24 protein-coding genes are annotated in these 25,988 nt (G+C 72.6%); 3 read left to right on the forward strand and 21 right to left on the reverse strand.

Annotation, left to right across the window (positions count from 1 at the left end; all coding sequences use genetic code 11):
- Window positions 1–3: 3 nt before the first annotated feature.
- From ACWTPI_RS31135 to ACWTPI_RS31180, 10 genes are all read right to left on the reverse strand, one after another.
- Complete coding sequence (locus tag ACWTPI_RS31135) at window positions 4–855, reverse strand: ABC transporter permease (RefSeq protein WP_454733690.1); 852 nt, start codon at window positions 853–855, stop codon at window positions 4–6.
- Window positions 856–899: 44 nt separating this feature from the next.
- Window positions 900–2,090, reverse strand: coding sequence for an ABC transporter substrate-binding protein (locus tag ACWTPI_RS31140; RefSeq protein WP_029043458.1), 1,191 nt, complete (start codon window positions 2,088–2,090; stop codon window positions 900–902).
- A 31-nt stretch (window positions 2,091–2,121) separates the two neighbouring features.
- Entirely contained in the window at window positions 2,122–2,910 is a 789-nt protein-coding gene (locus ACWTPI_RS31145; protein WP_454733691.1) for an ABC transporter ATP-binding protein, read from the reverse strand.
- A complete protein-coding gene (locus ACWTPI_RS31150) occupies window positions 2,907–4,031 on the reverse strand; it encodes an acyl-CoA dehydrogenase family protein (RefSeq protein ID WP_454733692.1) in 1,125 nt (374 codons plus the stop codon). The genes ACWTPI_RS31145 and ACWTPI_RS31150 overlap by 4 nt, the downstream gene beginning before the upstream one ends.
- A 37-nt stretch (window positions 4,032–4,068) precedes the next feature.
- Window positions 4,069–4,629, reverse strand: a complete 561-nt coding sequence (locus ACWTPI_RS31155; protein ID WP_454733693.1) for a carboxymuconolactone decarboxylase family protein — start codon at window positions 4,627–4,629, stop codon at window positions 4,069–4,071.
- A gap of 112 nt (window positions 4,630–4,741) precedes the next feature.
- Window positions 4,742–5,701, reverse strand: coding sequence for an AraC family transcriptional regulator (locus ACWTPI_RS31160; RefSeq protein WP_454733694.1), 960 nt, complete (start codon window positions 5,699–5,701; stop codon window positions 4,742–4,744).
- Window positions 5,702–5,849: 148 nt separating this feature from the next.
- Window positions 5,850–6,791, reverse strand: a complete 942-nt coding sequence (locus tag ACWTPI_RS31165; RefSeq protein WP_454733695.1) for an isocitrate lyase/PEP mutase family protein — start codon at window positions 6,789–6,791, stop codon at window positions 5,850–5,852.
- Between the two features lie 20 nt (window positions 6,792–6,811).
- On the reverse strand, window positions 6,812–7,696 hold the full coding sequence (locus ACWTPI_RS31170) for an HpcH/HpaI aldolase/citrate lyase family protein (RefSeq protein WP_020202381.1): 885 nt from the start codon (window positions 7,694–7,696) through the stop codon (window positions 6,812–6,814).
- Between the two features lie 8 nt (window positions 7,697–7,704).
- Complete coding sequence (locus ACWTPI_RS31175) at window positions 7,705–8,832, reverse strand: Bug family tripartite tricarboxylate transporter substrate binding protein (RefSeq protein ID WP_454733696.1); 1,128 nt, start codon at window positions 8,830–8,832, stop codon at window positions 7,705–7,707.
- 2 nt (window positions 8,833–8,834) lie between these two features.
- Window positions 8,835–9,800 (reverse strand): tripartite tricarboxylate transporter substrate binding protein, encoded by a 966-nt coding sequence (locus ACWTPI_RS31180; RefSeq protein WP_059412428.1) that lies wholly within the window; start codon window positions 9,798–9,800, stop codon window positions 8,835–8,837.
- Window positions 9,801–9,934: 134 nt separating this feature from the next.
- Between ACWTPI_RS31180 and ACWTPI_RS31185 the strand changes: the two genes are divergently transcribed.
- Window positions 9,935–10,846, forward strand: coding sequence for a LysR family transcriptional regulator (locus ACWTPI_RS31185; RefSeq protein ID WP_020202384.1), 912 nt, complete (start codon window positions 9,935–9,937; stop codon window positions 10,844–10,846).
- 164 nt (window positions 10,847–11,010) lie between these two features.
- Here ACWTPI_RS31185 and ACWTPI_RS31190 read toward each other — a convergent pair whose 3' ends face one another.
- Window positions 11,011–12,444: a pyridoxal phosphate-dependent decarboxylase family protein gene (locus ACWTPI_RS31190; RefSeq protein WP_454733697.1), complete on the reverse strand. Its 1,434-nt coding sequence runs from the start codon at window positions 12,442–12,444 to the stop codon at window positions 11,011–11,013.
- A gap of 116 nt (window positions 12,445–12,560) precedes the next feature.
- Between ACWTPI_RS31190 and gcvA the strand changes: the two genes are divergently transcribed.
- On the forward strand, window positions 12,561–13,484 hold the full coding sequence (gene gcvA, locus ACWTPI_RS31195) for a transcriptional regulator GcvA (protein WP_454733698.1): 924 nt from the start codon (window positions 12,561–12,563) through the stop codon (window positions 13,482–13,484).
- Here gcvA and ACWTPI_RS31200 read toward each other — a convergent pair.
- From ACWTPI_RS31200 to ACWTPI_RS31235, 8 genes are all read right to left on the reverse strand, one after another.
- Complete coding sequence (locus tag ACWTPI_RS31200) at window positions 13,453–14,418, reverse strand: Bug family tripartite tricarboxylate transporter substrate binding protein (RefSeq protein WP_454733699.1); 966 nt, start codon at window positions 14,416–14,418, stop codon at window positions 13,453–13,455. The genes gcvA and ACWTPI_RS31200 overlap by 32 nt on opposite strands.
- A 75-nt stretch (window positions 14,419–14,493) precedes the next feature.
- Window positions 14,494–15,228, reverse strand: coding sequence for an enoyl-CoA hydratase/isomerase family protein (locus ACWTPI_RS31205; RefSeq protein ID WP_454733700.1), 735 nt, complete (start codon window positions 15,226–15,228; stop codon window positions 14,494–14,496).
- Window positions 15,225–17,345, reverse strand: a complete 2,121-nt coding sequence (locus ACWTPI_RS31210) for an acetate--CoA ligase family protein (protein WP_454733701.1) — start codon at window positions 17,343–17,345, stop codon at window positions 15,225–15,227. Before ACWTPI_RS31210 ends, ACWTPI_RS31205 begins: the two co-directional genes overlap by 4 nt.
- A gap of 1 nt (window position 17,346) precedes the next feature.
- A complete protein-coding gene (locus tag ACWTPI_RS31215) occupies window positions 17,347–17,913 on the reverse strand; it encodes a peroxiredoxin-like family protein (RefSeq protein ID WP_020202391.1) in 567 nt (188 codons plus the stop codon).
- A gap of 333 nt (window positions 17,914–18,246) precedes the next feature.
- Window positions 18,247–19,413, reverse strand: coding sequence for an ABC transporter permease (locus tag ACWTPI_RS31220; RefSeq protein ID WP_020202392.1), 1,167 nt, complete (start codon window positions 19,411–19,413; stop codon window positions 18,247–18,249).
- Between the two features lie 15 nt (window positions 19,414–19,428).
- Window positions 19,429–20,583 (reverse strand): ABC transporter permease, encoded by a 1,155-nt coding sequence (locus tag ACWTPI_RS31225; protein WP_020202393.1) that lies wholly within the window; start codon window positions 20,581–20,583, stop codon window positions 19,429–19,431.
- 21 nt (window positions 20,584–20,604) lie between these two features.
- Window positions 20,605–21,303 (reverse strand): ABC transporter ATP-binding protein, encoded by a 699-nt coding sequence (locus ACWTPI_RS31230; RefSeq protein WP_059412421.1) that lies wholly within the window; start codon window positions 21,301–21,303, stop codon window positions 20,605–20,607.
- Between the two features lies 1 nt (window position 21,304).
- Entirely contained in the window at window positions 21,305–22,513 is a 1,209-nt protein-coding gene (locus ACWTPI_RS31235) for an efflux RND transporter periplasmic adaptor subunit (RefSeq protein WP_454733702.1), read from the reverse strand.
- Between the two features lie 344 nt (window positions 22,514–22,857).
- Between ACWTPI_RS31235 and ACWTPI_RS31240 the strand changes: the two genes are divergently transcribed.
- Window positions 22,858–23,631 carry an SDR family NAD(P)-dependent oxidoreductase gene (locus ACWTPI_RS31240; protein WP_029043464.1) on the forward strand — a complete coding sequence of 258 codons (774 nt, stop codon included), beginning with the start codon at window positions 22,858–22,860 and terminating at the stop codon, window positions 23,629–23,631.
- Between the two features lie 31 nt (window positions 23,632–23,662).
- On the opposite strand, the gene ACWTPI_RS31245 is transcribed toward ACWTPI_RS31240, so the two are convergent.
- Both ACWTPI_RS31245 and ACWTPI_RS31250 read right to left on the reverse strand, forming a co-directional pair.
- Entirely contained in the window at window positions 23,663–25,102 is a 1,440-nt protein-coding gene (locus tag ACWTPI_RS31245; protein ID WP_454733703.1) for an FAD-binding oxidoreductase, read from the reverse strand.
- A 29-nt stretch (window positions 25,103–25,131) separates the two neighbouring features.
- The gene (locus ACWTPI_RS31250; protein ID WP_454733704.1) at window positions 25,132–25,980 is read right to left on the reverse strand and encodes a transporter substrate-binding domain-containing protein; all 849 of its coding nucleotides are present in this window, start codon (window positions 25,978–25,980) and stop codon (window positions 25,132–25,134) included.
- Window positions 25,981–25,988 lie beyond the last annotated feature (8 nt).

A 25,988-nucleotide genomic window follows, 5' to 3' on the forward strand; every position in this document is an offset into this window, starting at 1 on the left:
CGCCTAGGAAGGCACCCACCAGCGGTGCAGCCAGCGCGCCAGCGTATCGAGCGCGAAGCCCAGCACGCCGATCACCAGCACGGTGGCGAGCAGCTCGGAGTAGGCCAGGCGGTCGCGCGTGTCGAGGATGAAGTAGCCCAGCCCGGCGTTGACGCCGAGCATTTCCGCCGGCACCAGCACGATCCAGACGATGCCGATCGACAGCCGCAGCCCGGTCAGCATGCTGCTGACCGCGCCGGGCAGCACCACGCGCGTGAGCATCTCGGCGCGCGTGGCGGCCAGGCTGCGCGCCAGCAGGATCCAGCGCGCGTCGAGCTGGCGCACGCCGGCGGCGGTGCTGAGCAGGATCGGCCAGACGCCGGCGAAGGCCAGCAGGAACACCACCGAGCGGTCGCCCACGCCGAGCGCCATCACCACCACGGGCATCCACGACAGCGGCGAGATCATGCGCAGGAACTGGAAAGCCGGCGAGACCGCGGCATCGACGGCGCGGGCGCCGCCGACCAGCAGGCCCAGCGGCACGCCCGCCAGCAGCGCGATGGCCAGCCCGAGCAGCACGCGCTTCAGGCTCGCGGCGACGTGCATGGGCAGGTCCGGCTGGCGCAGCAGCTCCGCCAGGCTGGCCAGCGTGGCCGCCGGCGTGAAGCGCGCCGCCAGGCCCTCGGCCCGGCCCGCGCCGGTGGCAAGCCACCACAGCAGCACCAGGACCGCCAGCCCGGCCAGGCCGCGCCACAGGTCGGCGTGGAACGTGCGCTTTGCGGCGCCCTTTGCCGTGCCCGTTCCCGCGCCCTTCGCCGGCGCGTTCGCGGTTGCGTTCGCGGGCGCGACGATGGCTCCGCTCGTCAGCCCATTCACCGAACCATCTCCCGGCCCCCGCGCCGGCACGTTCTCCCGCTGCGTCACGCCGCGATCTCCTCCTGCCGCGTGAAGCCCTCGGGGAAGCCGAAGGCCTTGAGGCCGCCGGCGTCGGCCAGCGCGCGCCGCACGAAGCGGTCGTCGACCAGCTCGCGCGCCGCGCGCTGCGGGTCGAGCGTGGCGAGGAACGCGCTGTTGCCTTCGATCAGCGTGCCCTTCAGGCGCCGCACCAGTTCCTCGGTGTAGCTCGGATACGGATAGGGCTGGAAGTCGATGCGGTTGTCCTTCCAGTCGGGATGGTGGATGGCGCCGCTGGCGAGATAGCGGCCGTGGTCGCCGGCATCGGGGGCGAGCACCTTGCGCAGCGCGTCGAGCGTGTGCGGCGTGTAGCGGTTGGCGCCGTCCTTGGACAGCAGCGCCGCGGCCTCGGCGCGGTGGTCCTGGGTCCAGCGCTGCGCCCTGACCACGGCGTTGACCACCTTCTGCGACCACTCGGGGCGGCGGTCCAGGTCCTGCTGGTGCATGAACACCACGCAGCAGGCGTGGTTGCGCCAGACGTCGCCGGTGAAGCGCAGCACCTTGCCGATCTTGAGCGTCTCGGCGGCGGCGTTGAACGGCTCGGCGACGATGTAGCCTTCGATCTGGCGCGAGGCCAGCGCCGGCGGCATGTCGGACGGCGCCATCACCGCCAGGTTGACCTCGTTCGGCGCCAGCGCGCCGGTCTTCTTCGTCACCGGCACCAGGCCGTCCTTCCTCAGTAGCGTCTGCAGCACCACGTTGTGGATGGAGTACCAGAACGGGATCGCCACGGTCTTGCCGCCGAGGTCGCGCACCGACGACACCTGCGGCGCCACCGTCAGCGCGGAGCCGCCGACGTGGTTCCACGCCACCACCCTGGCCGGCACCTGGCTGCCGAAGCGCGCCCACACCGTCATCGGCGACAGCAGGTGGACCACGTTGACCTGGCCGGAGATGAACGCCTCCACCAGCTGGGCCCAGCTGCGCAGCAGGGTCGGCTTCTCGGCCTTGATGCCTTCCTGCTCGAAATAGCCGTTGTTGTGCGCCACCAGCAGCGGCGTGGCGTCGGTGATGGGCAGGTAGCCGATGCGCACCGGCGCATCGGGCTCCGCGGCCGCGCGCGCGTTCAGGGCATTGAGCAGCGGCAGCGCCCCGCCGGCGGTAAACAGCGTGGCGAGCTTGAGCAGCTCACGCCGGGACATCGGTACCTGGCACATCGTTCACCTCGTCGGTTGGGTTCGTGATTGGTCAAACGGAAGCCGGCCGCAGCAGCCGGCGCAGGTGCAGCACGATCTCGATGCGCAGCGCGCCGAGCGCCTCGACCTGCGACTCGCGCGGGTGCGGCAGGCCGATGCGCCATTCGTGCGCGACCGAGGCCGGCGCGCCGGGCGGGCCGCCGAGCAGCACGATGCGGTCGGACAGCAGCAGCGCTTCGTCGATGTCGTGCGTGATCAGCAAGGTGGCGGGCCGGTAGGCGCGCACGATGCCGAGCAGCAGCGCCTGCATGTCGACGCGCGTGATTTCGTCGAGCGCGCCGAACGGCTCGTCGAGCAGCAGCGCCTGCGGCTGGCGCGCCAAGCAGCGGGCCAGCGCCACGCGCTGCGCCATGCCGCCGGACAACTGCGCCGGGAACAGGTGGCGCGCGTCCAGCAGGCCGACCGCCGCCAGCGTCTGCGCCACGCGCCCGGCGCGCTCGCCGCGGCCGATGGCGGGCTGGCGGCGAAAGCCCAGACCAAACCCGACGTTGTGCTCCACCGACAGCCACGGCAGCAGGCAGGCGTCCTGGAACGCCACCGCGATGCGCGGATGCGGCGCGGCCAGCGTCTCGCCCAGCATGCGCACGCTGCCGCGGGTCGGCTGCTGCAGGCCGGCGAGCAGGCGCAGCAGGCTGGACTTGCCGGCGCCGCTGGGGCCGATCACGGAGACGATCTCGCCCGGCGCCAGGTGCAGGTCGAGCCGGTCCAGCACGGTGCGCGCGCCGCCGCCGGCGCCATACGCCAGCGCGACGCCCGCGGCTTCGAGCAGCGCGCCGCTCATGCCGCCTCGCGCGGCGCCTGCCCGGGCTGCGGGCGCGCCAGCTCGGCTTTCAGCTGCACCAGGCTGGGCGTGACCACCGGCAGGAAGGCCGCCTCGCGCCAGCGCCGCGCGAAGCCGTCGTTGCGCGAGCGCAGGTAGGCCGCGCCGCCGCGCGCCTGCAGCTCGAGCTGCATCGCGGCCAGCGCCAGCTCGACCAGGCGGATGCGGATGGCGAACAGCGCGCGCGGCGCGGCGAGGAAATCGTCGCGGTCCGCGCTGCCGTCCACGTTACCGTCCGCGTTGCCGTCCACCCCGCCGGCCAGCCGCGCGGCCAGCGCTTCCAGCTCGCCGGCCAGCGCGTCGAGCTCGTCGTCGAGCACCGAGCGGCCGGCGCCGCTGCGCCCGCGCGCCGCCGCCAGGGCGCGCCGCGCCAGCCCGATCGACAGGCCGCATTGCAGGCCGAGAAAGGCCGGGCGCACGCGCGGCAGGAAATGGTGCGCGTCCTCGTGCAGCAGCCAGCCGGCATCCAGCGCCACGGCGTCGAAGCGCAGCGTCGCGGTGTGGCTGCTGCGCAGGCCGATCAGGTCGAGGTCGTCGCCGCGCGCCACGCCGGCCAGCGGATACGGGATGGCGTAGACGCCGGCGCGGCCGGTGGCGAGGTCGTCGGCCGCCACCGCGACCGCGAAGCCGTCCGGGTTCAGGTTGGTGACCCACGGCAGCGCGCCGTCGATCTGCCAGCCGGTGTCGGTGGCGCGCGCGCTGACCTGCAGCGCCTCGATGCCGCCGAGGAACTTCATGGCGTTGGACAGCCCGGTGGCGCCGGCCAGCGTGCCTTCCAGCAGCGGCCCCAGCCAGCGCCCGGCCAGCGCGCGGTTGGGCGTCTGCAGCAGGTATTCGATGAAGGTGCGCTGCCCCCACAGCACGAACGCGGCGGTCTGCGAATGCCCGGCCACCGCGGCGATGGCGGCGATGGCGTCCGAGGTCCTGCCGCCGTCGCCGCCGGCCGCGCGCGGCACGCCGACGCGGAACAGGCCGGCCTGCGCCAGCCGCGCGAGCAGCGCGGCCGGATCGGCGGCGCCGCTGTCGAGCGCGTCGGCGTGGTCGTCAAGCCATTGCGCGAGGGTCGGGTCGAGCGTGGTCATCGGGCACTCCTGTGCTTGGCTTCGGTGGCGGGCCGCATCAGGCCGCGCCGCGCGTCCAGCGGTAGCTTTCCAGTTCGGGGTTGAGCGGCGTCTGCGACAGGTTGTTGCCGAAGTTGCACAGCGTGGCCAGGGCCACGCCGAGCACCACGTCGAGCGCCTGGGCCGCCTCGAAGCCGGCCGCCACGAAGGCGTCGAAATCGGCCTGCGGCACCGCGCCGCGGTCGCGGATCACGGCGCGGGTGAACGCCGCCAGCGCTTCGAGGCGGGCGTCCGGCACCGTGGTCTGGGCGCGCAGCGCGCCCACGGTGTCGGCGTCGAACTTCACCTTCTTGAGCGCGACCGCGGTGTGGCCGGCCACGCAGAAGCCGCAGCCGTGCGTGGCCGCCGCGGTGATCTGCACCACCTCGCGCTCGGCCAGCGTCAGCGAGCCGCGGCCGTTGATCTCCGACAGCGTCAGGTAGGCTTCCAGCGCGGCCGGCGCGTTGGACAGCGCGGCGATCAGGTTGGGCAGGTAGCCGTTGCTGGCGATGGCGCGCGCGACGAAGGGCCGGCTGGCCTCGGGGGCGGTGTCTGCGGTGTTGAGGGGAAAGCGGCTCATGGCGTCGGGGGAAAGGTGTTGGACACAGGCCGATTGTGCGATCCGCCGGTGCGCCCCGCCATGCGCGAGTGTCGCGATTTCCTGCTGTTTCGTCTGCGAATGCGCGCGCGGCTTATTCCAGCGCCGTCGCCGCGTGCGGCAGCGCCGACGGCGCGCCCTGCTGGCCCGACTGGCCCGGCTGGCCCTGCCGGCGCACCGCGCCCGGCTGCTCGCCGGTGGCCTTCTTGAACGCCCGCGCGAACGCGGCTTCGGAGCGGTAGCCCACCTGCTCGGCCACCTGCGCGACGCTGCAGCGGCTGGCCAGCAGCTGCGACGCGATCTTCATGCGCAGCAGCAGCAGGAACGCCGCCGGCGACTGCCCGCAGGTTTCCATGAAGCGCTTGCAGAACGTGGCGCGCGACATGTGGACCAGCTCCGCCATCGACTCCAGCGTCCAGGGCCGCCCGGGATGCCGGATCAGCGCCAGCATCAGGCTGGAGAATTCCGCGCTGCGCAGCAGCGGCCACAGGCCGCGCGCCACGTCCTCGCGCGTGGCGAGATGCCGCACCACGTAGAACAGCAGCAGGTCGACCAGCCGCGCGATCAGCGGCGACGGCTCGGCGTCGCCGCGGCGCGCCTCGGCCAGGATCAGGTCGAACAGCGGGCGCGCGCCGGCCAGCGCCTGGTCCCGCGCGGGCAGCACGAGGTAGTCGGGAAACGGCGCCAGCAGGACTTCGCTCAGGCCGGGGCGGAAATCGAAGAAGCCGCAGGCCAGCCCGGTGCCGTCCGGCGCGGGCGGCTCGAGCGGCTGCATGGCCGCGGCCGGCGCGCAGGCCTGACCGTCGGCATGCGGGCCGAGATGGTGGGGCACGTCGCGCAGGAAGAACACCGCGTCGCCGGCCTGCAGCGGCACGCCGGACTCGCCGGGCAGGTGCAGCCAGCACTCGCCGTGCAGCACGAGGTGGAAGCCCGCGCGCATGCGGCCGGCGACCGAGGCGCGCCAGCTGCCGCAATACTGCCCGATGTGAAAGAGGGTGGTCTCGAGTTCCAGGCTGCTCAGAACCCAGTGGACCAGGCGATCCGTGTGATGCATAGCGTGCGAGGACGAGCGCCGCACGGAAAGCGCGGCCCGACTGGCCACGATAGCCCACCAGCCGGGCACGGCTAAGGATTTTTTCCGCATGTGCATATGCGCATGCGGCGGGGCCGGCGATGCGCCGGCCCGGACGCGGCGCACGCGGCTATTGCAGCAGCGCGTCCTCGAACGCCTTCTGCGACGGCGCGCCGAACAGCGCGTCGAAGCCGCGCGCGCCGCGCGCCGCCAGCTCGCCGCCGGCGTCGACGGGCGGCTCCATGCCGCCTTCCAGCAGCCGGCGCAGCGCGTCCAGCCCATCGGCCATCCCCTGCGCGGCGGCGCCGGGCAGCAGCGTGGTCAGGCTGACGCGGCGCACGCCGAGTTCGCGGATGCGCCGCAGCGGCAGGCTGGCCGACGACGGGCTCGGCGCCAGCCCGGTGCCGATGCTCAGCGTGACGGGAATCTCCAGCGCCCCGACCAGCCGCTCCACGTTCGACGCGGTGCGCGGCGCGATCGGCAGCAGCAGGTCCGCGCCGGCCGCCTCATACGCCCGCGCGCGCGCGATCACCTGCTCGGGCGGCTCGCAGGCGAAGGCGTCGGTGCGGGCGATGATGAGGAAATCCGGGTCCCGCCGCGCGGCCCGCGCCGCGCGGATCTTGCCCACCATCTCCGCCACCGGCACCACTTCCTTGGCCGCGCCGGCGCCCCAGCGCCGCGGCACCACCTGGTCTTCGAGGTTGAGCCCGGCGGCGCCGGCTTCCTCGAACAGCTCCACCGCGTAGTGGACGCCGCGCGCGTTGCCGAAGCCGGCGTCGCCGTCCGCGGTGATCGGGATGGCCGAAGCCCGGACCAGCCGGCGGCAGTGCTCGACGGTCTCGGTCAGCGTCAGCAAGCCGATGTCCGGCACGCCCAGCAGCGCGTACGAGAGCATCGCGCCGCTGATGCAGGCGCTGCGGTAGCCGGCCTGCTCGACCAGCCGCAGGCTGAAGACGTCGTGCACGGCCGGCGCGACGACGAAGGCTTCCTCGCGCAGCAGCGCGCGCAGCGCGGCCCTGGCCGCGGCCGGCGTGGGGCGCGGCGTGGGAGGCGTTGAGGTGTTGGTTTCCATGCGAGTCTGCGCGCGCGCCGTCATGACGGCATGCACGCGGCCATGCGTCCGCGCGCCAGCAACAGCGCGGCGCGGCGCCGCGCGCTTTCGGTCTCGTGCGGCAGCGCGCCGTCGTCCTCGCGCAGCGCGCCGGCATCGCGCACGGCCAGCGCCGCGCGCGCGGCGTCCAGCTCGCGCGCGGTGGGCGCGTAGGCCGCGTTCACCACCGCGACCTGCTCCGCGTTGACGCAGGTGGCGGCCTGGAAGCCGAACGCCCGCGAGCGCCGCACCATCGCCGCGAACTCGTCCGCGTTGCGGTAGTCGACCACGCTGGCGAGATAACCGAGCGGCACGATGCCGGCCGCGACCGCGGCGAAGATCATCTGCTGCTTGGGCAGGCGCAAGGTGTCCTCGGACGACACCATCGCGCATTCGCGGGCAACGTCCTCGCCGCCCAGCCCGATCGCCACCAGGCGGCGGCTGGCGCGGCAGATCTCTTCCATGCGGCCGATGGCCGCGGCGGTCTCCACCAGCGCGATCAGCCGGATGCCGCCGGCGGCCAGCCCGCGGCGGCGCTCCCACGCGCCGACCAGCTCGTCGACCAGCATCAGGTGCTGCGCGCCCATCGCCTTGGTCATCATGATGGCGTCGGCGCCGGCGGCGACCGCGTGCTCGATGTCGGCGGCGGCCAGGTCCATGCGCCGGTTGATGCGCACCGCCACGCCCATGCCGGCGGCGCGGCACGCGGCGGCGGCGCGCGGCAGCGCCTGCCGGGCCTGCGCCTTGTGCGGATAGGGCACGAAATCCTCGAGGTCCAGGATGGCGGCATGCGCGCCGCTGCGCAGCGCGTCCTCGAGCCGCCGCGCGTCGTGCGCGGGAACGTACAGCAGCGATAGCCAGGGCAGCGGCGTGGCGTCTTGGGTCATGGGGTCGGTCAGTCGGCGGTGATGTGCTGCGAGACCACGATCTTCTGGCGCAGCTTGTATTCGCGGTGGATCAGGTCGGTGAACTGCTCGGCGGTGGTGGACTGCGGCAGCGCGCCGTTGCGCTGCAGGACCGCGACCAGCTCCGGGCTGCGCAGCGCGCCCGCGCTGGCGTCGCCCAGCACCTTCCGGACCGCGGGCGGCAGGCCGGCGGGGCCGGCCAGGCCGAACCACGCCATGTTGTTCATCTCCGGCAGGCCGGCCTCGGCGTAGGTCGGCACGTCCGGCAGCTCCGGAATCCGCTTCGCCGACGCCACCGCCAGCGCGCGCAGCTTGCCGGACTTGATGAAGGCCAGCGAGGACGACACGTTGTCGAACTGCGCGGCGACCTGCCCCGCCACCGTGTCGGCCAGCGCCGGGCCGGAGCCGCGGTAGGGCACGTGCGCGATCTCGGTGCGGGTCAGGCGCTTGAACAGCTCGCCGTCGAGATGGGCGATGCTGCCCACGCCCGAGGTCGCATACGAATACTTGCCCGGGTTCGCCTTGAGCAGCGCGATGAATTCCTGCAGCGTGCGGGCCGGGATGTTCGGGTTGACCGTCACCACGTTGGGCACGAAGGCGATCAGCGAGACCGGCGTGAAGTCGGCCATCGGGTCGTAGGCCGGCTTGCGCGAGGTCAGCGGCGCCGTGGCCAGCGTGCTCACGGTGGCGATGCCGAGCGTGTAGCCGTCCGCCTCGGCGCGCGCCACCGCGGCCGCGCCGATCATGCCGCCGGCGCCGGCGCGGTTGTCGACCACCACCGGCTGCCCCAGGCGCTTGCCCAGTTCCAGCGCGAAGGCGCGGCCGACGATGTCGGTGGTGCCGCCGGCGGCGTAGGGCACGATCAGGTGGATCGGCCTGGACGGATAGGCCTCGGCTGCCGGCGCCGTGCCGGACCAGGCCGCGGCGGCGATCAGGAGCAGGCCGGCAGCGCGGCGAAGCGGTGCGTGGCGAAGCGGTGCGTGGCGAAGCGGAGTCGGCTTGGACATGGAGGACATGGCGGGCGCGTTGGCGAGAGGGGTCGGCATGGTGACCGTGGAGGAAAAGGAAAAGGCGGCGGCCGCGGCCAGCCGCGGCGCGATGTCGCGCGGGCCGGCCATCGTCATTCCTTCGGCATGCTGGCCGCGAGCTTGCGCATGACCGCCTGGCGGCCCGCGATGTCCCTGGCCCAGGCGTCGCCGTCGAGATACGCCAGCACCGGCGCGTCGTTGCCGGCCTGGCGCAGGTAGTCGGGGTCCTTGAGCGTGGCCTGGATGGCCTGCCGCAGCCGCGCCACCAGCGCCGCCGGCACGCCGGCGGGCACGGCGATGCCGCGCTCGGCCGGCATCACGTCGTCGATGCCCTGCTCGCGCGCGGTGGGCACGTTCGGCACCGAGGCCGCGCGCCGCTCGCCCATCTGCGCGAGGATCTTCAGCGGCACGGCTTCCTTGCCCACGTCCTGCATCTCGCCGGTGGTCACGGCGGCGAAGTCGATATGGCCGCCGAACAGCGCGGTCTTGGACTGCGAGGTGCCGTTGAAGGGGATGTCGTTGAGCTTCACGCCGCCGGCGTTCTGCAGTTGCAGCAGCGCGAGGTGGCCGTTGGTGCCCACGCCGTTGTGGCCGAACGAGAGCGAGCCGGGGCGCTGCCTGAGCGCCGCCACCACCTCGCCCAGCGTGTTGTACGGGCTGTCCTTGCGCGCCACCAGGATGGTGGGGTCGCTCAGCACGCGCGCCACCAGCCGCAGCGCGGCGGGATCGAACTGGGTCTTGCGGTACAGCGGCACGAACGCCATCGCCGGCAGGTTCACCACGCCGATGGTGTAGCCGTCGGCCGGCGCGCGCATCAGCCCGATGTTGGCGATCTCCCCGGCCGCGCCGGGCTTGTTCTGCACCACCAGCGTGGCGTGGCCGCCCAGGTGCTTCTGGATGAACGGCGCCATGGTGCGCGCCATCGTGTCGGTGCCGCCGCCGGCGGCGAAGCCGACCAGCACCTGGATCGGCTTGTCGTCGGGCCATTGCGCCAGCGCGCCGGCGGCAGCGCTGGCCAGCAGACAAAAGCACAAGGCGCGCAGGCCGCGTTTGCTCATGATTCTTCACCGGGGCGTAGTTGGACAATGCGACAAAGATACGCAGCCCCCTCTGATGAAGAAAGCGACAAATATTCAATCCGTCACGTGAAGAAAAGGAATATGATCCGTCCCCATCGATCCGGGGGCCGCCGATGACGCTCAAGCAATTGGAAGCATTCTTCTGGGCCGCGAAGCTCAACAGCTTCGCGGTGGCGGCCAGGCGCCTGCATGTGACGCAGTCGACCCTGTCCAAGCGCATCGCCGAGCTGGAAAGCGACCTCGGCAAGCCGCTGTTCGACCGCACCGGCCAGCGCGCCGTGCTCACCGACGCCGGCGAGCAGCTGGTGGCGCACGCCACGCAGATGCTGGACATCGAGAGCCGCATCCGCGCCGACCTCGACGTGGCGGCGTCGCTGCGCGGCACCACGCGCTTCGGCATCAGCGAGCTGGTGGCCTCGACGTGGTTCCCGCGCTTCGTGGCGCGCGTGCGCCACCTGCATCCCAACCTCGCGCTGGAGCCGCAGGTGGACCTGACGCGCAACCTCGAGCGGCGCCTGGAGCGCGGCGAGCTGGACTTCGCCATCGTGCCGGGCCCGGTGCCGTCGACGGCGCTGTCGTCCGACCTGCTCGGCGAGCTGGAATACCGCTGGATGGCCGCGCCGCAGCGCCTCGCCGCCGGCACCCGGCTCACGCCCGCGCACTTCGCCGACAACCCGGTCATCATGCTCAGCGCCGAGGCCGGCCTGTCGCGCGCGCTGGAGAACTGGGCGGACAGCCAGCAGATCGTGATCTCGCGCGCGGTGGTGTGCAACAGCCTGTCGGCGGTGATCGCGCTGGTGATCGCCGGCGTGGGCATCAGCCTGTTCCCGCGCGCCTACGTCGCGCCGCTGATCCGCGCGGGCAAGCTGGCCGAGCTGTCGAGCACGCCCACGCCGCACAACCTGCGCTACTGCTTCCACTGGCGCAGCGGCGACGCGCGCTCGCTGGTGTCCACGCTGCGCGCGATCGCCGGCGAGGAGGCCGACTTCGCGGCGGCGTCGGCGCTGTGGCCGCTCATCGGCTAAGAAGTCGTTTCAAAAAGATCCTGGCGTCGTTGCGGGGCACGGCAAGTACCACTTGTACTGTCTGCGGCCCCGCGCCTGGCCAGGACCGCTTCGCTTCATTTTGAAACAACGTCTTGGGCACTGGTTAAAGCCCCTCCGGGGCCGCGCCGGCGTTCGGCGTCCGCTCATTTGCGTCCACTCACCTGCGCCAGCGCCTGCCTGACCGCCGCGACCGCGCGCGCCACGTCGTCGCCGGTGGTGCGCCAGTTGCAGACCGAGACCCGCATGCAGCTCTGGCCGCGCCACGTGGTGCCGCCGAAGTAGGCCTCGCCGCCGGCGGCGACGGCGGCGATCACCGCGTCGGTGTGGCGCTCGTGGTCGGCGGCGCGCGCGCCGGCGCCCGGCGCCGGGAAGCGCACCAGCCCCTGGTTGACCTCGGAGCGCCACACCACCTCGGCGCCGTCGAGCGCGCCGATACCGTCCACCAGCGCGCCGGCCAGCGCGCTGGTGCGCTCCAGCAGTTCGGCCACGCCCTGCCGGCCCAGCTGGCGCAGCGCCGCGTAGGTGGCCACGGCGCGGCCGCGGCGCGACCATTCGGGGTTCCAGTCGAGCGCGTCGCGCGCGCCGTCCACCTGCAGCAGATAACTCTCGCGGTGCGACATCGCGGCGAAATGCGCGGCCGGGTCGGCCACGAAGGCGTAGCCGCAGTCATACGGCACGTTGAGCCACTTGTGGCCGTCGGCCACCCAGGAATCCGCCGTGCCGGCCGCCGCCACCAGGTGGCGCAGGCGCGGGCTGGCCGCCGCCCACAGGCCGAACGCGCCGTCCACGTGCACCCAGGCGCCGCGCGCGCGCGCCAGCGGCACCAGCGCGGCGAAGTCGTCGTAGGCGCCGGTGTTGAGGTCGCCGGCCTGGAGCACCACGATGGCCGGCACGCCGGGCTCGCTGTCCAGCGCGAACTGCAGCGTGGCGGGCGCCAGCCGGCCGCGCGCGTCGGTCGGCAGGCTCACCAGCGCGCGGCGGCCCAGGCCCAGCAGCCGCAGCGCGCGCTGCAGCGAGCCGTGGTGCTGGTCGCTGGTCAGCACGCGCACGCGCGGCGCGCCCCACAGGCCGTCTTCCTCCACGTTCCAGCCAGCGCGCGCCAGCAGCGCGTGCCGCGCCGCGGCCAGCGCCACCGTGTGCGCCGTCTGCGAGCCCGTGACCAGCGCGAAGCTGGCCGCCGCCGGCAGTTGCAGCAGGTCCTTGAGCCAGGCGCCGCAGGTTTCCTCGATCACCGCCTCGGCCGGGCTGCAGGCGTGGATGGCGGCGTTCTGGTCCCACACCGAGGTCAGCCAGTCGGCCGCCAGCGCCGCCGGCAGGCTGCCGCCGATCACCCAGGCGAAGAAGCGGCCGCTGGCGCTGCGCATGAGGCCGTCGCCGGTGTTCTCGACCAGCTCGCCGATCACGCGCGCGGGATCGAGCGAGCCTTCCTGCAATGCGGCGGCAAAGCGCGCGCGCAGCGTCTGCAGCGAGGCCGTGGCGGCCACCGGGCCGTCGGCCAGGCTGGCCAGGTAGTCGCGGGCGTGCGCCAGCGTCTGTTCGAGCAGGGGGATTTCGGTGGACTGGCCGGGGTCGTGCATCGTGTCTGCCTGGGGGCTGGGTGGTGTTGAGCGAAATGATCCTGCGCGCAAGACTAGCGGGCCGATGCGCGCCGCGCTATCGACATTTCGCGGCGCTTCGTTTAGTTTTCCTCAACATGAAGACATCGCTCCCACCCCTGAACGCCCTGCTCGCGTTCGACGCCGCCGCCCGCTGCCTGAACCTGGGCGCCGCCGCCGACCTGCTGTGCGTGACCAAGGGCGCGGTCAGCCTGCAGCTCAAGCGGCTGGAACAGAGCCTGGGCGTGGCGCTGTTCGCGCGCTCGCCGCGCGGCCTGGCGCTGACGCCGGCCGGCGAGGCGTATTTCCAGGCCGTGAGCGGCGCGCTCGGGCTGATCGCACAGGCCACCGCGGCGGCGCGCACGGCCGCCGCGCCCCGGCTCGCCATCAGTTGCACGCCGGGTTTCGCCGCGCAGTGGCTGGTGCCGCGGCTGGGCGCGTTCGAGGCGCGCCACCCGCAGGTCGACCTGCGCATCAAGGCCTCCAACCAGGTGGCCGACTTCGCCCGCGACGGCATCGCCTTCGCGGTGCGCCACGGCCGCGGCCGCTATCCCGGCCTGCGCGCGCACAAGCTGTTCGACGACGACCTGAGCGTGGTGTCGGCCCCGGCGCTGCTGCGCGGGCGCCGCGCGAAACCGGCGCGGCGCGACGTGGCGGCGCAGGTGCTGCTGCACGACGAGCACCGCGGCGACTGGTCGCTGTGGCTGGCCGATGCCGGCCTGCCCGCCGCGCTGGCGCGCAAGGGGCCGGTCTTCACCGACTCCAACGGCGTGATGGAAGCCGCGCGCGCCGGCCACGGCGTGGCGCTGGTGCCGCGCGCGCTGGCGCAGCCGGACCTGGCCACGCGCCGCCTGGTGGACTGGTTCGGCGCTGCCGCGCCGAGCGGGCTGGCCTATTACCTGGTGTATCCCGAGGCCACGCTGCACGGCGCCGGCGCGCCGGCCTTGCGCGACTGGCTGCTGGAGCAGGCCGGGCAGCCGGCGGCCGCCGTCATTCGAGACGGATGTTCGCCTTCTGGATGACGTCGCGCATCAGCGCGTCATCGCGGCCGATCTGGGCCTTGAACGCGGCCGGGTCCTGGTAGTCCGCCTTCATGCTCATCTTGCCGAGCTGGTCCTTGTCGAGCCCGGCCACGATCTCGCGCGACAGCGCGCCGAACCGGTCCACCACGGCCTGCGGCGTGCCCCTGGGCACGAACAGCCCGTACCAGTTGGGCACGTCGATGTCGGTGCCGAGCTCCTTCAGGGTCGGCACCGAGGGCAGGTCCGGGTTGCGCAGCGCCACCATGCTGGCCACGGCCTGCACCTGCCCGGCCTTGACCTGCGGCACCAGCACGCTGTCGTAGGCGATGTCGATGCGCCCGGACACCACCTCGGAGATCAGGTCGGCCGAGCCCTTGTAGGGCACGTGCACGGTGTTCATGCCGAGCTTCTGGTTCATCAGCTCGCCCATCAGGTGGGTCATGGTGGCCGGCCCGGCCGAGCCGAAGGTGTACTTGCCCGGGTGCCGCTTCACCTCGGCCACCACCTCGGCCAGCGTGTGGCCGGGAAAGTCCTTGCGCGTGACCATCACCGGAATCCACGAGGTGATCTTGGCCACCGGGATGAAGTCCTTCTGCGCGTCGTAGGGCGTGGCGCGCAGGTGCGGCGTCACCACGAACACGGCGGTCGGCGCCATGAACAGCACGCTGCCGTCGCCGGGGCTGCGCGCGGCGGCCTGCGCGCCGATCATGGCGCCGCCGCCGGGCTTGTTCTCGATGATGACCGGCTGGCCGAGCTTCTTGGCCAGCGCGTCGCCGTACAGGCGCGCGATGTTGTCGGCGTTGCCGCCGGCCGGATAGGGCACGATGATGCGCACGGTCTTGTCCTGCGCGCGCGCGGGCGCGGCGGCAAGCACGGGCAGCGCGAGGCCGAGCAGCGCGGCGGCGAGCTGGCGGAGGGAACGGCGGCGGTTCATGAGGTGTCTCCTGCGTTGGCGCTCTGGACGGCGCTCGGCGGTACTCGGCGGTACTCGGTGGGGCTGCACGCGGCGCTAGCGCCCCTGGAAGTTGGGCGGGCGCTTCTCGCGGAACGCCTGCTGCCCCTCCCTGGCATCCTCGGACAGGCGCATGGCGTCGAGCTGCTGCAGCGTGCGCGCATACGACTCGGCCGGGCTGGCCGGCAGCAGCTCGTGCACGAAGCGCTTGATCGCGCGCACCACCAGCGGCGCGTGGCCGGCGATCTCGTGCGCCATCTCCAGCGCCACGCCGAGCTGCTGCCCGGCGGGCACCACCTGGTTGACGAGGCCGACCTCGTAGGCGCGCGCGGCGTCGATGGTGCGCCCGAGCAGCATGATCTCCATCGCCACCTTCTGCGGGATGCGCGCGGCGATGCCGGTGATGAAGCCCTGCGTGAAGCCAAGCTTCGCCTCCGGATACATGAACTTGGTGTTGTCGGCCGCCACGGCAAGGTCGCACATGCCCAGCAGCGTGATGCCGCCGCCGATGCACCAGCCCGCCGCGGCGGCGATGATGGGCTTGTCGGTGGCGATGCCGGCGCCCGGCGTGCAGCGCCAGAACTCGGGGATGTCGTTCAGGTCCGCGCCGGCGGTGAAGGCCTCGTTGCCGGCGCCGGTGACGATGGCCACGCGCTGCGCCGAGCGGTCGAACTCGGCGAACGCGCGCTGCAGGTCCAGCGCCGTGGCCTGCGAGATGACGTTGCGCTTGGCCGCGTTGTCGATGGTGAAGACGGTGACCGGGCCATGCTCTTCGATTTTCAGGCAACTCATTGTGGTTCCTCCCCGAACCGCGCGCGGGCATCGACGGCGACGCAGCCGTCTGCGCCCAGCCTGAGCGGATTCACTTCGATCTCGAAATCGCGCTCGCCCATCTGCGCGGCGAGCGCACCGAAACGCACCAGCACGTCGACGGCGGCCTCCAGGTCCACCGGCGCCGCGCCGCGGTAGCCGGCGAACAGCGGCGCCAGCCTGAGCGAGGCCAGCGCCGCGCGCGCCGCCGCGGCGCCGACCGGCGCCGGCAGCAGCACCACGTCGCGCAGCAGCTCCACCAGCACGCCGCCGCTGCCCACCACCACCATCGGCCCGAACTGCGGGTCGCGGCGCGCGCCCACCAGCAGTTCCACCTCGCCGCCGGCCATGCGCTGCAGGAACCAGCCTTCGATGCGCGCATCGGGCCGCGCGGCGGCGATGCGCGCCGCCATCGCGCCGACCGCGTCGGCCACCTCCTGCGCGCTGCGCAGGTTCAGCGCCACGCCGCCCACCTCCGACTTGTGCACGATGTCCGGCGAGACCACCTTGAGCGCGAGCGGAAAGCCCACCGACGGCGCGGCCTGCCGCGCCGCCTCGGCGTGCGCCACCACCGTGCCGGCGTTGACCGGGATGCCGGCCAGCGCGAGCAGCGCCTTGGCCGCCGCCTCGTCGAGCACGGCGGCGCCGGCCGGCAGGCTCACGGCCAGCCGCGGCCCGCCGTGCGCGGCGGCCGGCACCGGCCGCCACGCCGACCACGCGGCCCACGCGCGCACCGCCTCGACCGCCTCGCCGAGCCCATCCGTGAACGGCTGGCCGGCCTGCGCCAGCACCGCGCGCGCGCCGTCGGCCAGCCGCGCGGGCTGCATCACGTGGATGACCGGCTTGCCGGCTTCGTCGGCGGCGCGCGCGATCCCGGCGGCCATGCCGGCCAGGTCGGGCGCGGTGGTGATGACCGCCAGGCACAGGTCGGCGCGCGGGTCGGCCATCGCCAGGCGCGTGCTCTGGTAGGCGAAGTCGGGTACCTCGGCCACCTTGGCGCCGAACAGGTCGACCGGGTTGTCGGCCTGGCCGGGCACGTAGAGCGTGGCCAGCCGCGCGCGCGTGTCGGCGTCGAAGCGCGTCATCGGCAATTGCGCGGCGGCCAGCTTGTCGGCACCAAGCGCGGCGCTGCCGCCGGAGGTGGACAGCAGCACCGTGTCGCGCACGCGGTGGCCCGGGTGGCGCGCCATCGCCGCGGCCAGCAGCAGCATGGCGAACACGTCGTCGAGCAGCACCACGTTCTCGGCGCGGCACACCGCCTCCAGCGCAGCGAAGTCGCCGGCCAGGCTGGCCGTGTGCGAGAACGCCGCCTGCCGGCCGGCGGCGGTGCGGCCGGCCTTGACCACCAGCCACGGCTTACCGGCGGCGCGGGCGCGCGCGGCCAGCGCGCGGAAGCGCGCCGGCGACTTGATGCCTTCGATGTAGGCGCAGATCACCGCGGTGTCGGGGTCGTCGATCAGGAACTCGATGAAATCGCACAGTTCCAGGTCGGCCTGGTTGCCGACCGACACGCAATGGGTGAAGCCCACGCCCATCGCCACCGCGCGGTCGAACAGCGTGCCCATCAGCGCGCCGCTCTGCGTGACGAAGCCGATCGGGCTGCGCGGCAGCCGCTCGATCTCCAGCGCCGGCGACGAGCACAGCACCAGCTGGTTGCGCGGGCTGATGACGCCGAGGCAGTTGGGGCCGATCAGCCGCATGCCGGCCGCGCGCGCGATGGCCACGATCTCCTCCTCCAGCGCGCGCCCGGCGGCGTCCGCGTCGGAAAAGCGCGCCGTGATGACGATGGCGCAGCGCACGCCGCGCGCGGCGCACTCGGCCACGCGCGCCTTCACCTGCGGCTGCGGCACCGCCATGATGGCCATGTCGGGCACGTCCGGCGTATCGGCCACCGAGGCGTAGGCGCGCAGGCCGAACAGCGTGTCGCGGTTGGGGTTGATCGGATACAGCGTGCCGCCGAAGCGATGCCGCAGCAGCATCGCCAGCACGCGCCCGCCGAACTTGCCCTGGTCCTCCGACGCGCCGATCACCGCGACCGAGCGCGGCCTGAGCAAATCGGCCACCGGCAGCGGCGTTCTGGTCTCCTCCGGGGCGCGCATCTCAGGCCGCCATCTCGGCTTGCGCGGCCGCGCTGACCGGGCCGGTGTACTCGCCGCGCGCGGGGTAGTTACGCGTGATGGCGAAATCCACCGAGGTCAGCAGCTCGGCAAACTGCGGCCGCGCGAACGGCATGGTCTGCACCGCGCCGTAGTACAGCGTCTGGTCGGGCCGCACCAGGAACACGCCGGGCTCGGAGAACATCGGCGGCTCGTCGATGCCGATCGAGGTCTTGCCGTGGCCCTCGGTCACGTACAGGCCCCACTGGCGCGCCACCGCCAGCGGCAGGCCGTAGCCCATGCGCAGCGCCGGCATGCCGATCTTGTCGGCCATCTTGCGCGCGCGCGGCGCGGCGTCCGAGCTGATCGCCACCACGGACACGCCGCGGGCATCGAACTCGGGCAGCAGCCGGCCCAGCTCCATCAGGTACTTGGCGCACACCGGGCAGTGGTAGCCGCGGTAGAACACCACGAGGGAAAACTGCGCCGGCGACTCGTGCTGCAACACGTAGTCGCCGTGGTCGAGCGTGGGGACGGCGAGGGCCGGGACGGCCTGGCGGGGAATCAGCATGCGGAGCACTCCGTTCTGGGGCATGGGCGGGACCGGCGCGCGCTGTCCTGCGCGCCGGAGCGGGTCGAAGCGAGGTTGGGATTCATGCTGCAGTGCACGCGGGCAAGGGCGTGGCGGGTAGCGCCACGGCGCGTGTTGCAGGCTTGAGCGGCATCGGTCATCCAGGTCTCCCTGTCGATGAAGCTACAGTAGGTGTTTCCCAAATACGGCACAACAGTTCCGTATTTGAGAACGGGCGGGGAGACGAAGCGAGGTGACGTGGGGTGGCGCGAGATGGCGCGCAACCGCGCAAGCGGGAACCGGAAGCCGCGCGGAAAAGGCGGACAGCCGCGCTCAGTGCGCCCGCAGCGCGTCGACGATGCTCAGGCGCGCGGCGCGCAGCGCCGGGAGGAAGCCGCCGAACAGGCCCATCGCCACCGCGAACGCGAGCGTCTTCGCCACCACGGACGGCGTGAGGATGAAGCGGAACGACAGGTCGGCGAAGGTCTGGAAGTTGGTGGTGGAGAACGACGCGAACTGCATCAGCGCCGCGCAGGCAAGGCCGGCGACACCGCCGGCCAGCCCCAGCAGCATGGCCTCGATGAGAAACGCGCCGAGCACGTTGCTGCGCTTGAAGCCGAGCGCGCGCAGCGTGCCGATCTCGGCGACGCGGTTGGCCACCGAGGCGTACATGGTGATCATGGCGCCGATCATCGCCGCGACCGAGAAGATCACCGACAGCGTGAAGCCCAGGATGTTGATGAACGCGGACAGCGCCTTCGACTGGTCGCTGTAGAACACCTGCTCGCGCTTGGCCTCGCTGGCCAGGCGCGGGTCGACGTCGATGTCGGCGCGGAAGCCGTCGAGCCGGCCGGCCTGCGCCAGGCGGAACACCATCGCCGAATAGCTGGTGCGCCGGAACGACTGCATGAGCTGGTCGACGTCGCCCCAGATCTCGGAGTCGAAGCCGCTGCCGCCGGCGTCGAAATGCCCCACCACGGTCCAGTCGCGCTGGGCGAAGCGCAGGTGCTCGCCGATCTGCACGCCGTCGAATCCTTTGGCGATGCTGCTGCCGACCACGATCTCGGACGAGCCGGGCCGGAACAGGCGCCCGGCCACCAGCCGGACCTGCGGGCGCAGCGCCAGCCCCGCCGGCGAGACCCCGCGGATCACCACGTTGGAGGGCCGCGCCGAGCTGGCCTTGGTCAGCGAGATCAGCACCACCGCCTCCTTGGACACCCACGGGCGCCCGTCGGCACCCGTCGCCACGGCCGGGTGCATCTCCATGATGCTGGCCTGCTCGCGCGAGATCGCGCTCTGTATCTCGGTCTCGGCGCCCTTGCGGATCACCACCACGTTGTCCTGCTCGCCGGTCGTCACCAGGGTCTGCTTGAGGCCGGCATCGAGCATCAGCATGGTGGCGAACACGAACACCACCAGCGCCAGCCCGCCGGCCGTGAGCGCCGTGGTCAGGCGGCGTGCCCACAGGTTGCGCGCGATGTAGGAGAGCGGAATCGCCACGTCGGTCCCTTGCGCCTAGCCGATGGCCCGCAGGCCCTCGACGATGCGCACGCGCGCGGCCTGCACGGCCGGCACGATGCCGGCCGCCAGCCCCACCACGAGCGCGCAGGCCGCCTGCAGCTGCGCGGTCTCGCGCGACACGCTGAAGACCGGGAACACGCCGCCCACGGACTGCTTGAACAGGGTCGCCATCGGTGGCGTGGCGAGCATGCCGAGCGCGCCGCCGGCCACGGCGATGGCGACCGACTCGCCGAACACCAGCAGCGCCAGGAAGCCCGGCCCGAAGCCGAGCGCCTTGAGCGTGGCGTACTCCACCGTGCGCTCGCGCGCGCTCATCGCCATCGAGTTGGCCATCACCGCCATGATGATGACGATCACCACGTAGGACACCACGCGGATCGCCGCGATGATCTGGTTGGACATGGCCACGAAGCCGAGCTGGAAGGCCTGCTCGGTCTCGGTCAGGGTCTCGGCCAGGGAGTTCCTGAACACGCCGTCCACCGCGCGCGCGACCGCCGCGCCGTTGTCTGGACTGGCCACGCCGACCACGTAGACGCCCACCTGGTCGGCCTGCCGCGGCGTGCGCTTGCGCACGGTCTCGTTGAGGTATTCCCAGTGGAACACCATCTGGCGCGTGATGGTGCTCTCGTCGCGCCCGTCGAGGATGCCGCGCACGACGAAATCCCAGGTGCCGGGGTAGATGGTGCCCTTGAGCGGGACCACGTCGCCCACCTTGAAGCCGAACTGGTCGGCGAGCTGGCGCCCGACCAGCGCGCCGCGGCGGTCGCGCTGGTAGTCGGCGCGCTGCTGCGCCGGCAGGATGAACTCGGGATAAAGGTCCAGATAGTTGTCGGAGACGGCGAACTGCGCGAAGAAGTTCTTGGGGTCGCGGTAGATGCCGCCGAACCAGTTGGAGCGCGCCACCAGCGTGACGCCGTCGACGCCGCGGATGCGGTTCTCGTAGCTCAGCGGCAGCGGGAACACCAGCGAGATGGCGTTGCGCGTCACCAGCCGCGCGCTCGACGCCGCCGAGGCGCCCGCGTACCACGCGTCCACCACGGTGCGCAGCAGCCCGAACGCCAGCACCGCCACCACCAGCCCGGCGACGGTCAGCGTGGTGCGCAGCTTGTGGCGCAGCGCGTTCCTCACGATCAGCTTCAGCGCGAACATGGCATCCGTCCGCGGCGCCGCTCAGCCGGCACTGGCATGGATCAGCTCCCCTTTCTCCAGGTGCACCAGCGACTTCGCCGCGGCGGCCGCGTGCGCGTCGTGCGTGACCATGACGATGGTCTTGCCGAGCTCCGCGTTGAGCCGCTGCAGCATGGCCAGGATCTCCGCAGCCGAGGTACGGTCGAGGTCGCCGGTGGGCTCGTCGGCCACGATCAGCATCGGGTCGGTGATGAGCGCGCGGGCGATCGCCACGCGCTGCTGCTGGCCGCCGGACAGCTCGGACGGATAGTGGCTCATGCGGTCGGCCAGGTTCACCATCTCCAGCACCATGCCGACGCGCTCGCGCCGCTGGGCGCGGCTCAGGCGGGTCAGCATCAGCGGCAGCTCCACGTTCTCGAACGCGGTCAGCACCGGCATCAGGTTGTAGAACTGGAAGATGAAGCCGACGTGGGCCGCGCGCCATTCGGCCAGCGTGGCCTCGGCCAGCCGCGTGATGTCGAGCCCGGCCACCAGCAGCTCGCCGCTGTCGGGCCGGTCGATGCCGGCGATCAGGTTCAGCAGCGTGCTCTTGCCCGAGCCGGACGGCCCCATCAGCGCGATGAAGTCGCCCCCGGCGATGTCGAGCGTGATGTCGGTCAGCACCGGCACGGTCTGCGCGCCGCGCCGGTACGACTTGGCGACGTGGCGGATGGCGATGAGCGGGGCGGCGGCGGAATGCATGCTACTTCTTCGCCACGGTGACGCTGGCGCCGTCGCGCAGCTTGTCGCCGGGCGCCAGCACCACCACGTCGCCCGGCGCCAGGCCGCCGACCGCGACCAGCTCGCCGAGCGCGGCGCCGGCCGTGACCGGGGTTTCTCGCACGGTGCCGTCCTTGCCGAGCACGTAGGCCACCTTGCGCCCGCCGCGCTCGACCAGCGCGGCGGGTTGCACCGCGACCACCGGCTTGCGGTCCTGCGCCGGCACCGGCTTGTCCAGGAAGGCGATCTTGGCGCTCATGTCGGGCAGCACGCGCGCGTCGCGGTCCACGAAGCGCACCTTGACCAGCACCGTGGCCTTGGAGCGGTCCACCGTGGGCACGATGCGCGACACGCGGCCTTCCATGCGCAGCGCCGGCAGCGCGTCGAGCTGCAGTTCGCAGGGCTGGTCCACGCTGATCTTGCCGATATTGGATTCCGCCACGTCCGCCTCGACCTCCAGCGTCTCCATGTCGGCGATGGTCACGACGGCGCCCTTGGTGTCGGAGGCCGACGAGAACGGCGTGATGTTGTCGCCCACGTTGGCGTGCCGGATCAGCACCACGCCGTCGAACGGCGCGCGGATCACGGTCTGGTCCACCGCCACCTGCGCGGCGCGCGCGTTGGCCTGCGCCGAGACGATGGCGGCGCGCGCGCTGCTGACCGACGCCTTCGCCTTGTTGTAGCGCGCGAAGTCGGCGTCGTACTGCGCCGTGGAGATGGCCTTCGGCACCAGCAGCGTCTCGGAGCGGCGCAGGCTGATCTCGGCGTCCTTCAACTCGGCGACCTGCAGTTCGTAGTTGGCCTGCGCCACGCTGACCTGCGCCGCGGCCTGCGCCAGCGACGCCTGCACGTCGCGGCTCTCGATGCGGGCGATCACCTCGTCGAGCTTCACGTGCGAGCCCTCCAGCACGCCCAGCCATTCGAGGCGGCCCTGCGCCTTCGAGCCGACCGCGGCCTTGCGCTGCGGCACCACGTAGCCGGTCGCGTTGAGCAGCGTGTAGGCCTGCGACGGGTAGGCGGAGGCGACCGTGACCGTCTCCACCGCGGGCGGCGCGGCCAGCCGGGCGCCGATGCCGAGCGCCACGGCGACGGCCACCGCCGCGGCCGCGTAGCGCAGCCACCTGCGCCGCCGGGGAACGGGAGCGAGCGGGCCGCGCTCGATTTTCAGCTTTGCCAGATCGTGATCAGCCAATTTCGGGCCTTTTTCTGCCGTTGGACGGTAACGTCGGGGATGTCGCGGCGCGCCGGCGCGGGTGCCGCCGGACGAACGGCACGCCGCGGGGCACGCCGGGCGACGCATCGGCCGGCATGCCCGCCGGCGTACCCGCGCGCCGCGCATGGGAAGGGCGCCCCAGTATAGTGCCGTGCCCGGGCGGTGCTGGCAACACCACATCGAACATCGCGGCGGCTTGTCACATCCTGTTGCACGGCGGCCGCTCCCCCTCCCTCCCCGGCCCCGCGCCGCGCCCGGCAAAGGCCGCGCCTAGCGGATACACTACGCGCCGGATGATTTCCGCAAAAACGGGAGGGGATGCGATGGATCTGGGATTGCAGGACAAGGTAGCGATCGTCACCGGCGGCTCGCAGGGCATCGGCAGGGCCGCCGCGCTGCGGCTGGCGCAGGAAGGCGCGGCCGTGGTGCTGGCCGCGCGCGGGCGCGAGCGGCTGGACCAGGTGGCGGAGGAAATCCGCGCGCTGGGCGGGCGCGTGGCGGCGGTGCGGGCGGACGTGAGCCAGGCCGGCGACTGCGCGCAACTGGTGACGGCCGCGCTCGACGCCTTCGGCCGCCTCGACATCCTCGTCAACAACGCCGGCACCTCGGCCACGGGCGCGTTCGAGAGCGTGTCCGACGAAGCCTGGCAGGCCGACTTCGAGCTCAAGCTGTTCGCCGCGATCCGGCTGGCGCGGCTGGCCATTCCCCACATGCGGCAGCAGGGCGGCGGACGCATCATCAACGTCACCAACATCGGCGCCAAGCAGCCGCGCGCCAGGTCGACGCCGACCACCGTCACGCGCGCCGCCGGGCTGGCGTTCACCAAGGCCCTGTCCAAGGAATTCGCGCCGGACAACATCCTGGTAAACACCGTGTGCATCGGCCTGATCCGCGCGGGCCAGCACGAGACCAAGGCCGCGCAGGCCGGCATCCCGGTCGACGAACTCTATGCCCGCATGGCCGGCGACATCCCGCTCGGGCGCGTGGGCCATGCGGAGGAAGCGGCCAACGTCATCGCCTTCCTGGCCTCGCAGGCGGCCAGCTACGTGACCGGCACCAGCATCAATATCGACGGCGGCACCTCGGCGGTGCTGTAGCGGCCCGCCGCGCCGGCCGGGCGGCGCGGCGCTATGCCTGCGGCGCCTGCCCGGCCTCGTGCAGCACCTTGCCCGGGTTGAGCAGGCCCAGCGGATCGAACGCCTGCTTGAGCCGGCGCAGCAGGTCCATCTCCACCGCGCTCTTGTAGCGCGGCAGCACGTCGCGCTTGAGCTGGCCGATGCCGTGCTCGGCGCTGATCGAGCCGCCGTGCGCGTGCGCGCTGTCGTGCACCACCTCGTGGATCTCGTCTTCCACCGCGAACACCGCGGCGGCGCTCTGGTGCGGCGCGTGCGAGACGTTGTAGTGCAGGTTGCCGTCGCCCAGGTGCCCGAACACCACCGGCCGCACGCCGGGAAAACGCGCCTCCAGCGCCGCCGCCGTGCCGCGCACGAACGCCGGGATGCGCGAGATGGGCACCGAGACATCGTGCTTGACGTTGCGGCCGTCGCGGCGCTGCGCCTCGCCCAGCGCCTCGTCGCGCAGGCGCCACAGCGCCTGGCTCTGCGCCAGGCTTTCGGCGATGACCGCGTCGGTGACGAGGCCATCCTCGAACGCGCTGCCCACCACCGCCTCGAAGCGCGCGCGGGCGTGTTCCTCGCCCTCGCCGTCGGACAGTTCCAGCAAGGCGTACCAGGGATGGTCCAGGTCCGGCAGCGGGATCGGCTGCTCCGGCACGTGGCGCGCGATCAGGCCCAGCGCGGTGTCGGAGATCAGCTCGAACGCGGTCAGCGCCGCGCCGAAGCCGGCCCGCGCGTGCGACAGGAAGGCCACCGCGTTGCCGATGCACGGAAAGGCCAGCAGCGCGGTCTGCTGCGTGGCCGGCAACGGATACAGCCTGAGCGTGGCCGCGGTGATGATGCCGAGCGTGCCTTCGCTGCCGATGTAGAGATCGCGCAGCGCATAGCCGGTATTGTCCTTGCGCAGCCCGCGCAGGCCGTCCCAGACCGCGCCCTCGGCCGTCACCACTTCCAGCCCGAGCGTGAGCTCGCGCGTGTTGCCGTAGCGCAGCACCTGGGTGCCGCCGGCATTGGTGGACAGGTTGCCGCCGATGGTGCAGCTGCCCTCGGAGCCGAGGCTCAGCGGAAACAGCCGGCCCGCGTCGCGCGCGGCCTGCTGCACGCTGGCGAGCACGCAGCCGGCTTCCACGGTGATGGTGTCGTTGTCCGTGTCGATGGCGCGCAGGCGGTTCAGCCGCCCCAGCGACAGCAGCACCGCGCGGCCGCTCTCGTCCGGCGTGGCGCCGCCCATCAGGCCGGTATTGCCGCCCTGCGGCACCACCGGCACGCGGTGCGCGCGGCACAGCCGCACCACCAGCGCCACCTGCGCCGTGTCGGCGGGCCGCGCCACCGCGAGCGCCCGGCCGTGCAGGCGGCCATGCTGGTCGGTAAGATAGCCGGCGGCGTCGGCGCCGGCCAGGACATGCTGCGCGCCGAGCCCGGCGCGCAGCGCTTCCAGCAAAGAAGAGGTCATGGGCAGGCTTCCTTCGCGCCGCGGCTGGCTCAGCCCGGCGCCTTGCGGTACTTGTCGTGCAGTTGGTGCAGCAGCGGCGTGGGCGTCATGCCGTTCTTCTTCTCCACCTCGATCAGCCAGCCGGTGCGGTGCCAGTCCTGCACGATGCGGTCGATCGCGGCCTGCGCGTCGGCCTCGCCCCGCCGCACCCAGATCACCGACGGCGACGGGATCAGGTCGCGCGGCGAGACGATCTCGTAGCCGCTCCAGTCCGCGTTGTGCTCCACCAGGTCGCGCAGGGTCGGGCTCACGTGCACCGCGGCCACGCAGTTGCCGCCGCGCAGCGCCAGCAGCGACTCGGGCTGGCCGCGGAAGGCCTTGATCTGCGCGCCGTACTGCTCGATCAGCGGCTTGGTGAAGTTGCTGCCCTGCGAGACGCAGACCGGCTTGCCGCGCAGGTCCTCCCAGCGGGTCACGCCGCTGCCCTTCCTGGCCACCGCCGCGCCGCCGACTTCCTCGAACGGCGTGGGCACGAAGGTCAGGATCTCGCTGCGCTCCTGCGTCCACTGCATGTTGGCGATCAGGATGTCGACCTTGCCCTGCTGCAGGAACTGCACGCGGTTGGACGGCTGCACCTGCACCGTCTCCAGCGCCACGCCGAGCCCCTTCGCCACGCCCTCGGCCAGGGTCACGTTGTAGCCGACGGGCTTCTGCGTGGCCGGGTCGAGCGTGCCGAAGGGCGGGCCGGAAAGAATCACGCCGGCCACGAGCTTGCCGCGCTGGCGGATCTTGTCGAGCGTGGCGTCGGCGTGGGCAGTGGCGGTGGCCAGCGCGAGGCCGGCCAGCAGCGCGGCGCGCAGAGCGCGCGAGGTCGCGCCGGAACGGAAAAGCGTCGGCATCGGCAATG

It is taken from the genome of Cupriavidus ulmosensis, assembly GCF_977008105.1.

Coding starts and splice junctions, on each gene's coding strand:
- gcvA (WP_454733698.1), top strand. CDS start 12,561: ATGAAGACATCGCTCCCACCCCTGAACGCCCTGCTCGCGTTCGACGCC.
- ACWTPI_RS31185 (WP_020202384.1), top strand. CDS start 9,935: ATGACGCTCAAGCAATTGGAAGCATTCTTCTGGGCCGCGAAGCTCAAC.
- ACWTPI_RS31245 (WP_454733703.1), bottom strand. CDS start 25,102: ATGACCTCTTCTTTGCTGGAAGCGCTGCGCGCCGGGCTCGGCGCGCAG.
- ACWTPI_RS31215 (WP_020202391.1), bottom strand. CDS start 17,913: ATGCTGATTCCCCGCCAGGCCGTCCCGGCCCTCGCCGTCCCCACGCTC.
- ACWTPI_RS31170 (WP_020202381.1), bottom strand. CDS start 7,696: ATGACCCAAGACGCCACGCCGCTGCCCTGGCTATCGCTGCTGTACGTT.
- ACWTPI_RS31200 (WP_454733699.1), bottom strand. CDS start 14,418: ATGAACCGCCGCCGTTCCCTCCGCCAGCTCGCCGCCGCGCTGCTCGGC.
- ACWTPI_RS31205 (WP_454733700.1), bottom strand. CDS start 15,228: ATGAGTTGCCTGAAAATCGAAGAGCATGGCCCGGTCACCGTCTTCACC.
- ACWTPI_RS31225 (WP_020202393.1), bottom strand. CDS start 20,583: ATGTTCGCGCTGAAGCTGATCGTGAGGAACGCGCTGCGCCACAAGCTG.
- ACWTPI_RS31210 (WP_454733701.1), bottom strand. CDS start 17,345: ATGCGCGCCCCGGAGGAGACCAGAACGCCGCTGCCGGTGGCCGATTTG.
- ACWTPI_RS31240 (WP_029043464.1), top strand. CDS start 22,858: ATGGATCTGGGATTGCAGGACAAGGTAGCGATCGTCACCGGCGGCTCG.
- ACWTPI_RS31230 (WP_059412421.1), bottom strand. CDS start 21,303: ATGCATTCCGCCGCCGCCCCGCTCATCGCCATCCGCCACGTCGCCAAG.
- ACWTPI_RS31145 (WP_454733691.1), bottom strand. CDS start 2,910: ATGAGCGGCGCGCTGCTCGAAGCCGCGGGCGTCGCGCTGGCGTATGGC.
- ACWTPI_RS31165 (WP_454733695.1), bottom strand. CDS start 6,791: ATGGAAACCAACACCTCAACGCCTCCCACGCCGCGCCCCACGCCGGCC.
- ACWTPI_RS31250 (WP_454733704.1), bottom strand. CDS start 25,980: ATGCCGACGCTTTTCCGTTCCGGCGCGACCTCGCGCGCTCTGCGCGCC.
- ACWTPI_RS31180 (WP_059412428.1), bottom strand. CDS start 9,800: ATGAGCAAACGCGGCCTGCGCGCCTTGTGCTTTTGTCTGCTGGCCAGC.
- ACWTPI_RS31140 (WP_029043458.1), bottom strand. CDS start 2,090: ATGTGCCAGGTACCGATGTCCCGGCGTGAGCTGCTCAAGCTCGCCACG.
- ACWTPI_RS31155 (WP_454733693.1), bottom strand. CDS start 4,629: ATGAGCCGCTTTCCCCTCAACACCGCAGACACCGCCCCCGAGGCCAGC.
- ACWTPI_RS31190 (WP_454733697.1), bottom strand. CDS start 12,444: ATGCACGACCCCGGCCAGTCCACCGAAATCCCCCTGCTCGAACAGACG.
- ACWTPI_RS31175 (WP_454733696.1), bottom strand. CDS start 8,832: ATGGCCGGCCCGCGCGACATCGCGCCGCGGCTGGCCGCGGCCGCCGCC.
- ACWTPI_RS31150 (WP_454733692.1), bottom strand. CDS start 4,031: ATGACCACGCTCGACCCGACCCTCGCGCAATGGCTTGACGACCACGCC.
- ACWTPI_RS31160 (WP_454733694.1), bottom strand. CDS start 5,701: ATGCATCACACGGATCGCCTGGTCCACTGGGTTCTGAGCAGCCTGGAA.